The 9,196-nt window shown below is 37.0% G+C and carries 9 protein-coding genes; all 9 read left to right on the top strand.

All coding sequences use genetic code 11. From position 1 onward, the window contains the following. Nucleotides 1–107: 107 nt before the first annotated feature. Complete coding sequence (locus tag AAC037_RS12090) at nucleotides 108–1,925, top strand: helix-turn-helix domain-containing protein (RefSeq protein WP_339903244.1); 1,818 nt, start codon at nucleotides 108–110, stop codon at nucleotides 1,923–1,925. A gap of 122 nt (nucleotides 1,926–2,047) precedes the next feature. After that, a complete protein-coding gene (locus AAC037_RS12085; protein ID WP_339903243.1) occupies nucleotides 2,048–3,031 on the top strand; it encodes an NAD(P)-dependent alcohol dehydrogenase in 984 nt (327 codons plus the stop codon). Nucleotides 3,032–3,065: 34 nt separating this feature from the next. After that, entirely contained in the window at nucleotides 3,066–3,998 is a 933-nt protein-coding gene (locus AAC037_RS12080; protein WP_339903242.1) for a hypothetical protein, read from the top strand. Nucleotides 3,999–4,248: 250 nt separating this feature from the next. Beyond that, nucleotides 4,249–4,707, top strand: a complete 459-nt coding sequence (locus AAC037_RS12075) for a hypothetical protein (protein ID WP_339903241.1) — start codon at nucleotides 4,249–4,251, stop codon at nucleotides 4,705–4,707. 615 nt (nucleotides 4,708–5,322) lie between these two features. Next, nucleotides 5,323–6,408, top strand: a complete 1,086-nt coding sequence (locus AAC037_RS12070) for an SGNH/GDSL hydrolase family protein (RefSeq protein WP_339903240.1) — start codon at nucleotides 5,323–5,325, stop codon at nucleotides 6,406–6,408. Nucleotides 6,409–6,507: 99 nt separating this feature from the next. Continuing rightward, the gene (locus AAC037_RS12065; protein WP_339903239.1) at nucleotides 6,508–6,858 is read left to right on the top strand and encodes a DUF1330 domain-containing protein; all 351 of its coding nucleotides are present in this window, start codon (nucleotides 6,508–6,510) and stop codon (nucleotides 6,856–6,858) included. Between the two features lie 210 nt (nucleotides 6,859–7,068). Then, entirely contained in the window at nucleotides 7,069–7,641 is a 573-nt protein-coding gene (locus AAC037_RS12060; RefSeq protein WP_339903238.1) for a TetR/AcrR family transcriptional regulator, read from the top strand. A 5-nt stretch (nucleotides 7,642–7,646) separates the two neighbouring features. After that, nucleotides 7,647–8,648 carry an NADP-dependent oxidoreductase gene (locus AAC037_RS12055; RefSeq protein ID WP_339903237.1) on the top strand — a complete coding sequence of 334 codons (1,002 nt, stop codon included), beginning with the start codon at nucleotides 7,647–7,649 and terminating at the stop codon, nucleotides 8,646–8,648. A gap of 252 nt (nucleotides 8,649–8,900) precedes the next feature. Further along, the coding region (locus AAC037_RS12050) for a DUF1275 family protein (protein WP_339903236.1) at nucleotides 8,901–9,196 on the top strand (296 nt) is incomplete at its 3' end.

Genomic DNA, 9,196 nt, shown 5'->3' with positions numbered 1-9,196 from the left:
TCACCAAATAAAAATATTGTTTTATCCATTCAAAACAATTAAATTCAAACTTATTAACCGTAGAGATGTGAGCATTCAATAATAATTTCTTCAATCATTCTGCCTTCATGCCAACACACAGCAAAGCACAAGACACCTTCCAGAAATCAATTGCCGTTCTTCCATTTGTAAACATGAGTTCGGATAAGGAAAACGAATATTTTTGTGATGGAATTACAGAGGAAATTATCAATGCATTGGCTAAAATTGATGGATTAAGGGTTACTTCAAGAACCTCATCATTTTATTTCAAAGGAAAGAATATTCCCATAAGCAATATAGGCCAAGAACTAGGAGTGGAAACCCTTTTGGAAGGAAGTGTACGCCTGTCAGGAAATTCCCTTCGAATTACAGCACAGCTAATTCAGGCTGATGAGGATTTTCACTTTTGGTCCGAGACCTGGGACAGAATGAGTGACAATATCTTTGCTGTGCAAGATGAAGTTAGCCTTATCATTGCTGAAAAATTACGAGAGCATTTTGGGCATTTTGAAATACAAGAGCAATTAGTAACCCAACAGACTGAAAGCCTGGATGCCTATACCCTGTATCTTAAAGGTCGTTATTACCTAAATAAATGGAATCCTGAAGATTGTAAAACAGCCATAGAATGTTTTAATCAAGCTTTGCGCATAGACCCCAACCACCCCAATTCTTTGACCGGATTGGCAGACAGCTATAGCTTCCTGGCCACCACAGGATTCATCTCTTATGAGGAAGGATGGGGACAATGTGCAGCATTGACCAATCAAGCCCTGGCCATAAACAACCAGTTGCCGGAAGCCTACTATCAACTGGCCAATCTATCATTTTTCACCGAAGCTGATTTCGAAAAGTCCTTTAATACGATAAAGAAAGGGTTGGGCATCAACCCAAACCATGTTGAATCTCAGCAATTTTCATCCTTCCTATACATATTGGCTGGACAGAATGAGGATTCAAAAAAACACCTGGACTTTGCCTTAAAGATTGATCCTCTTTCCCAGGAAACACAATTTTACAGTGCATATCTGGATTATATGCTAGAAAATTATCAAGAGGCCTTAGTCAAACTCAATAAATGCCTGGAAGTTAACCCAAAAAATATCCCCGCCCATACTGTCATCGCCAACAGCTTGATAATGTTAGGTGAAGCGGATCAAGTTATTGACTATTTTGACAAAATGCCTTCAGAAATTATAGTTCCTGCCGAGAAAGTTGGCAATATGGCCTTGGCCTATATACTGAAGGAAGACGAAAATCAGGCCCGGTCTAGCTTCCGGCTTTTGAATGAAATTTCAAAGCAAGAAGGTGGTTTTGCTGCAGAAGTCTATGTCTTACTCTACCATGTATATACCGGTCAATTTGAAAAAGCATTTGATTGGATGGTCAATGCCAAAGAAAATAAATATCCATTGTTGCTTCTCCGTTTTGCGGACCCCATGATGAATGCAATAAAAGCGGAACCAAGTTACCTTGAATTAAAGCATCAATTGTTCCCTCCGGCACTCTTTGATAAAAGAAGACTTGAGAAAACGAAAAAAGCGCTGCTAAATAATGCAACTGTAAAAGCTTTTAAAGACAAACTCACTTTTTTCATTGAAGAGAAAAAACTGTTTTTAAACCCGGATTTATCCCTACGTTCTCTGGCCGAGGAATTGGATATCCATCCCAATCAACTTTCGTGGATATTGAACGAAAGCATAGGCAAAAATTTCAACGCCTATATTAACCACTACCGTATTAAGGAGTTCAAACGTCTGGCCAAAGACCCTTCCAAAGCGCATATAACTGTAATTGGTCTGGCTTATGAAAGTGGATTCAATTCTAAAACTGTTTTTAACACCTATTTCAAGAAAGAAACCGGCCTTACTCCCAGACAATTTCTTAAAAACCTGAAAGTATAATCCTGTAACGCTAACAACTTTGTTCGGATTTGTAAACCCGAACAAGTGGATGATATCCGGAACTCAAAACTGCTTCATTTGTAAGACATTTGTTTTGTTAATCAACATAAACAAATAAAAAGATGAAAGCAGTAATCACAACAGGCTATGGATCCCCGGAGGTATTCAAACTAGATCAAGTGGCCAAGCCAAGCCCAAAAGCAAATGAAGTCCTTGTACGCATCCATGCCTCTTCGGTAACCAAAGCTGACTCCATGATGCGCACAGGTAAACCTTATATTGGGCGCCTATTTTTAGGACTTACCAAACCCAAAAATCCCATTTGGGGAAGTGGCTTCGCAGGAGTAATTGAAGCCGTTGGATCGGAAGTAAAAAGCTTCAAAAAGGGAGACAATGTATTTGGAGAAAACATCAACTCCTTTGGCACATATGCCCAATATGTAGCCATTCCCGAAGATGGTGTGATCAGCCACTTGCCTAAGTCCCTAAGTTTTGAAGAGGCTGCAGGCATATGTGATGGAGGTATTACCTCCCTAAATTTCTTGCAAAACATTGGGCATATCCATTCTGGACAAAAAATACTTATCAACGGAGGATCAGGAAGTCTGGGCACAGCAGCCATCCAAATTGCAAAATATTATGGTGCACATGTAACAGCAGTTTGCAGTACAGCCAACATAGAACTGGTTAGGTCATTGGGGGCAGACGAGGTCATTGACTATACTAAAACTGACTTTACCCAAAATAAAAATAGTTATGATTTGATTTATGATACGGTCGGTTCTAGGTCCTTTGAAGAATGTAAACATGCGCTGACAGAAAATGGCTGTTATGCTTCTCCTGTATTGGGAATGCCCTTAATTGGCCAAATGATGGTCACCTCCCTTTTTGGTAATAAAAAGGCAAAATTCTCTGCTACCGGTACTTTACCCAGGGAAGAAATCAAGCGACTATTGCAAATTCTACTTGACATCATTAAAGCAGGGCATTTCGTAGCCCCGGTTGACCGCAGCTATAATTTGGAACAAGTGGTAGAGGCCCACAGCTATGTAGATAAAGGCAGAAAGAAAGGCAATGTGGTTTTAAAGCCTTTTGCAATTACCTAATATTTATCACTTCATCATAAAGAAAAGCTTAAGCATGAAAAAGCAAACAATTTCAACCTATTCTCAATTGTTATTCGGACTCTTTGGAATCATTTCCTCATGTTCAGAAGATGGGTTAATATCCACAACTCCCCCAAATCAAAAGCATATCACTGAAATCCCGGATGCGAATTTTGAAGAAAAATTAATTGAGTTGGGAATCGATAGTGACGGATTAATTAACCAAATGCTATTAACTGAAGACGCCAAGAATGTCAGTACATTGGTTTTAGATAGTGATCTTGGAACGCCTGAAGAAGAGAAAATAGCGAATCTTAAAGGTATTGAGGCTTTTGAAGAGCTGGTTTCCTTATCCGCTGGAAACAATTTATTAAGTGAAATTAATTTAGCAGCAAACCAAAAATTAACTTCATTGCACCTTGAAGCCAATTATCTTCAGACATTAGACATTAGTCATAACAAGCAATTGGAGGACATTAACCTTATCCTAAACAATCTTACTGAGATCAATGGATTAAATAATGCCGATCAATTGAAAACCTTAAACCTTTCATGGAATCTATTGGAAAGCCTTTCTATCAACATTCCGGGTTTAAATGGACTGAATGTGGAAAACAATAAATTAAAGGTGCTGGATGTGCAGGGCTGCACTTCCTTAGAGACCATGATAGCCAAATTAAACGATCTTGAAAGCATGGATCTCAGCACCAATACAAATTTGAAATATGTAACCTTATCGGCCAATCAATTAAAAGAACTGGATCTCACAAATAATATTAGCTTGGAAAAACTATGGCTTTCAAGCAATTCTCTTGAAGGGTTAGATGTCAGAAATCTCAACGGGCTAAACCTACTTGATATCAGCAAAAACACAAATTTAAGCTGTGTGAGAGTTGGCCAAAACCAAAATATTTTGACAATAGCCAAGCAGGACCACCAAGAACTTAGGACTAGCCCCTGTGATTGAGACCAATGTAAAGGGAATACGAGAAAACCGAATAACTGAATCAATTGAAAGGAAAGCTAATCTTCATTCATTGGAACCTTTACCATTTTACCATATATTTATTATATAAAGAATGAAAGAGCCAACTTTTTCAAACTAATAGAGCAAGACATTTCCGAAACCTTGGTATAAAATAAAGAAATCAAGAACCAATTTTGGCCTTAATAATGAGTTGCTTTTCTTCTTATTTATTTATAATTAAAACAAGCTTATGAAAATTAACCAGCTTAAATCAAGACCGGAAATCAATGATAATGCTAAACTTTTAAAGGTATACACCCAATTTGAAAGTCTTATTACTGTATTGGAAGGCCTTAGTTTGCCCGATAATATTGTTGATTCCATCAATCAATCCATCGAACAACTGAATATGACTTCAAATGATAGATTATTGAAAGAAACCAAAAAGGAACAAACAAAAATCATTAAGCTCATTGAAAAGCAATTAAAAATCGTTCCGATTAATCATTACCGCAATACCTGGATGGCTTTAGGGATGGTAGTTTTTGGTTTGCCACTGGGTTTAGCTTTTAGCACAAGTCTGGACAATATGGCATTTATAGGAATTGGATTACCAATAGGTATGGCCATCGGCCTTGCAGTAGGCACGGGTATGGATAAGAAAGCACAGGAAGAAGGCAGGCAACTCAATTTGGAAATAAAACCCTAAACCATCTTTATTTTGGTTAATTAAAAAGAAAATAATTATAGAGAAGTAACAAAATGCATGTTAAGATTAAAAGACCAGGCAAATAAACATTCTATCCCTATCCATCTTAATCTGGAATATAAATGAAAAAACGGTAAATAAACAAAAATCATCTACCCTTCTCATTATAGATGATAATATAGCAACGGTCGCATCACCTTTGGAGAAGGAGGCAGTGCAGAGACGGAAACAGGAGATTCCATGGATAACTATTACCAACCAGTAGAAAAAAAGCACTGCTCCATTGGACAATTTTAAATATTAAGGCTTTTATTTTAGTAAATCTAACTCTCTGTGCAAAGCTACATTTGATCTGACAGAAATATTTTGTCTGTGGATTGAGAAAAATACTTGCTCTAATAATTAAATGTATAGAACTTGAATAATAAAGTTACCCAATACCACTGCTTTTTATTCTATTTGGACGATGGTTTAATCTTTGATTTTGTTAAATTTAGTAAATCAATTTGGAATAAAATATCGCTAAAAAGTCCCGAATGATCCTGATTTTAAGAATTTTTCCGATTTTTATATTAACTATTTTAAGTTAATATAGACCGACTTACAAATTATAAAATGAAACTTAAATTAAAGCAAAAGCCTCTACATTTTATTACTCTTCTAGTAATAGCTACTTCCACCACCGGTTTCATTTCAAAAATTTTAAGTCAACATCAGTCAAGTTTCCACCCTAGTATAGAAGTAGAGGTACACCCTCAAAAACTAAGCAATTTTACATTAAAAGAGGGAGAATCGTACCAATTGGTAAATTCTTCTATCAAACAATTTTACACCATCAACTTTAAAGGAACAATTGAGAAGTTTGACACCTTAAGCATTGGAAAGGGAAGCGGAAGGTATCTTACAAGTAACTTAACCATCACACCGGACAGCATTATTTCCAGTCGGGTTACCAATGTTACCAATCGAAAAGCCATTAAACATGCACTTCCATTAAAAAATGAACTGAGTATTAAAATTGAAAGAGACTTAAGTTCAAGTACAATCACCATTATAAACGAGGGCGATACTTTAAGTTTCTCCTCAGACTTTATCGGGATGAATCATCCTTTTATTCGCTCTTCTGGTACACAGGTAAAGGTTGATACATTTGAATTCATATGTGAGGACTACTTTTCTGATGTATTTGTTTTTGGCGACAGCTATGTAAATAGTGCCAGTCCCGCCCGTTGGCCTTATTATACGCATGCTGCGGGATATCAATTTTTGTGTGATGGATTGCCTGGTGGACGATCTAAAGACTCCTTTGATTTTATAAATGCTGCTTTTTCTATTCACCAACCAAAATACGCGATTTGGTGTTTGGGCATGAACGATAAAAGTGATGAGGGAAGAATCCCCAACGAAGACTGGAAAAACTATGCGAAAAAGGTAATGGGTCTCTGTGCCAAACACAATGTAACTTTGATTTTTTCTACGGTTCCTTCTGTAGAAAAAAGAAACAACAGAGGCAAGAATGATTTTATCAGGGCTTCAGGATATCGGTACATTGATTTTGACAAAGCTGTTTCTGATGGTGAAGGCAAATGGAAAGAAGGATTGTTGGCCAAGGATGGGGTACATCCTACAGAAAAAGGAGCGGAAGCAATGGCTGATAGGTTCCTATTGGATTTCCCTGAAATGAAAAATTACAATAGGTAAAAAAGTATAAGCCAAAAGAACAATGGATAAATATTTAGACGCAGCACCCGTAGCCGGCATGAGTTTTTTAAGAACTTTAATGGAAAAGGAAAGATCGTGATGATGAACCTTCTGAGGTTTAGAGATAAGGCTGATTATGCCAATCTGGAATCCATAAAGCCTGCCAAGTCAATTTCCGGATCGGAAGCTTACCAACGCTATATGGACAAGACGCTCCCTTTGTTAAAAAAGGCGGGAAGTCGCATCATTTTTTACGGAGAATGTAATGCGTTCTTAATTGGACCCAATACTGAAAAATGGGATGCTATGTTATTGGTGGAACACGCATCAACGGCTGAATTTATAGCTTTTTCTCAAAACAAGGAATATTTGGCGCATGCCGGTCACAGGACTGCTGCTTTGGATGATTCAAGGTTGTTACCCATTTTGGAAAGCAATCACTACGGCTGATTAACTATACTTTTAGCTACCTTCCTCTCAAACATTTCAATATAGGTCTTAAAAAAATTTATTGAGTGAATTATTAGCATTGATTTTGAGGCTATCAGCATTTAGCTAGTTAGTAAAAGGAACAATGAAATAAATGGCTAAAATAAAATTTCTAAAAAAATGAACGTTCATTCATTTTTCTCCGTTGGCTTGGTATTCAAATCGACAAATATGAGTAGCAATTCTAAATCAAATAACAAAAGAGAAGCCTTAGTAAAGGCTACAATTCAACTTGTCAACAACAATGGGTTTCATGCCACCCCCATGTCAAAGATTGCGAAAATGGCAGGAGTTTCTCCTGGTACCATCTATTTGTATTTTGAGAACAAACAGAATCTGGTCAATCAAGTTTACATTGAGGTAAAACGTTCATTTACCAGATTTGCTTTCAAAGACTATAAGGAAAGCACATCAATCCAAGGAGACTTTGAGAAAATATGGAAGAACATTGCAAGGTTTAAACTGAATGAAGTCGAGCAAGCCATGTTTTTGTCTCAATGCGACAATACGCCAATGATCGATGAACCAAGTCGTAAGGAAGGCTTAAAACACTTAAGTCCACTCTTGGAACTTTGGAAACGTGGCCAAGAAGAAGGCCTCATCCAACCGGTATCTCCTTATTTGCTTTATGCATTCAGTATTTATCCCATATCCTTTTTACTACAACAACGCGAAAGGTTTGAAATTAAACCTGAAAACATTAATGAAGCCTACGAAATGGCTTGGAACAGTATTAAAATTTAATTAACATGACTACTACAAAAACGATTAATTTAAAAAATAGGCCAAAAGGCAGTCCTTCAGTTAAAGATTTTGACTTTACAACAGCTAAAATCCCGGAATTGAAAGAAGGAGAGGTATTGTTAAGTACTAAATATGTCTCAGTGGATCCTTATTTAAGAGGTAGAATGAGTGATGCTCCTTCCTATGTCCCACCCTTTAAGCTAAACGAACCCATTTCGTCGGGAATTATTGCAGAAGTCTTGGAATCAAAAAGCGAAAATTTATCCAAAGGGGACAAAGTAATTGGCGCCTTACAATGGAAAGAAACACAAGTGGCCAAAGCCGAAAACCTTAGAAAAGTGGATCCTGATAAAGCTCCTCTTTCGGCCTATTTGGGAATAATTGGCATGACCGGGCTCACTGCTCTTCTTGGATTAAAGGAAATAGGAAAACCCAAAGAAGGCGAAACCTTGCTCGTATCCGGAGCGGCAGGTGCAGTGGGTTCTGTTGTGGGCCAAATTGGAAAAATCCTTGGACTTCGAGTAGTAGGTATTGCTGGTACGGATGAAAAAGTTGACCTGCTTAAATCTGATTTTGGATTTGACGAAGGGATCAATTATAACACCACCGATAATATGGTACAAGCCATAAAAGAAACTTGCCCCGATGGTATTGACATCTATTTTGATAATGTAGGTGGAGAAATATCAGATGCTGCACTTTTCAATATCAACAAATATGCCAGAATTATTATCTGTGGGGCAATTTCTGTTTACAACAATACCGAGACCCCAAAAAGTCTAAGTGTGCAGCCTTTCCTCGTTAAAAAAAGTGCGCTCATGCAAGGTTTTATTGTAGCTGACTTTTCAGACAAACATGCCGAAGGGGTTCAGCAACTGGCCACATGGCTTCAAGAAGGAAAATTGCATTATAAAGAAACCATAGTAGAAGGATTTGACAATATTCCACAAGCTTTTCTAGACTTATTTGAAGGGAAGAATAAAGGCAAGATGGTGGTGAAAATTTAAAAATTTCAAGCGCAATGAATGCTAATCTAGCCTAAACTTACGGCTGAATTCCCTCTGTATCCATATTAAAGAGGATTTAGGCTTTTTTATCAAAAAGGCTACTGAACTTTTATTAAAAAGACTAAGTTAATATTTCTTAGGTACTAGAAAGAAAGCCCTGGATCAAACCTAGGGCTTTTCTTTTGAAAATCTATTTATTATTTAGCTAGAGGTAATAATGATTGCCTAAATCGATATATAAATATCTATCCAATGTTTAGGCACCAAGGCAAGAGCAGGACCTTCAAACACAATTTACAAATTGCTACATTTTTATCATTTGTAGCTGGTATTGTCAATGTAAGCGGGTTTTTATCAATTAAACAATTGACTACCAATGTCACGGGGCACTTTGCTTTATTCATTAATGACCTTTCTAATTTTGAATTCTGGAAGGGTACCATCTATTTCTTATACATTTTCGCTTTTCTTTTTGGTTCATTTACATCAAGTTTCTTAATTGAGAATTTTCGAGAAAACAAGAAATTGAATGTCTTTGTATTACCCAC

Source organism: uncultured Cyclobacterium sp., assembly GCF_963976465.1.
Classification (GTDB): Bacteria; Bacteroidota; Bacteroidia; order Cytophagales; family Cyclobacteriaceae; genus Cyclobacterium.
The sequence above is the reverse complement of the archived record's forward strand: the minus strand, read 5'-3'. Positions and strand labels throughout refer to the sequence as shown.